The organism is Mesorhizobium sp. BHbdii (assembly GCF_053848045.1).
Genome location: NZ_JBSPKX010000222.1, coordinates 1 through 441, shown reverse-complemented (window position 1 = coordinate 441; position 441 = coordinate 1). Strand labels below are relative to the sequence as shown.

Here is a 441-nt window from a genome sequence, read left to right as displayed (position 1 = left end):
GACAGCAGAACGGGCAGCGCATCATGCCGGTGGACGTGACGGGCGCCCGCGTGCTGATCGTCGACGACAATGCCGTCAACCGGGCCATCCTGACCGAGCAGATGACCTCGTGGACGTTCGATTCCTGCGCGGCCGAAAGCGGCGCGGAGGGCCTCAAGGTGCTGATCGCGGCTGCCGCCTACGGCGTGCCTGTGGATTGCGTCGTGCTCGACTACCAGATGCCCGAGATGAGCGGCGCCGAAATGGCGCGCATCGTGCGCAGCACCGAAGGCCTCGCCGACACGCCCATCATCATGCTGACCTCGGTCGACCAGTCGCTCGGCAACACCAGCTACCGCGATCTCGGCACCGACGCCCAGCTGATCAGGCCGGCGCGCGCCTCGGTGCCGCTGGAGCCGCTGGTGGCGACCATCAAGCGCCATCGCCACGCCACGGACCGCC

General features: G+C 68.7%; 1 protein-coding gene. It reads left to right on the top strand.

The window, feature by feature from the left end:
• On the top strand, window positions 1-441 hold a 441-nt coding region (locus ACWTU8_RS32740; RefSeq protein ID WP_455851365.1), incomplete at both ends, for a response regulator.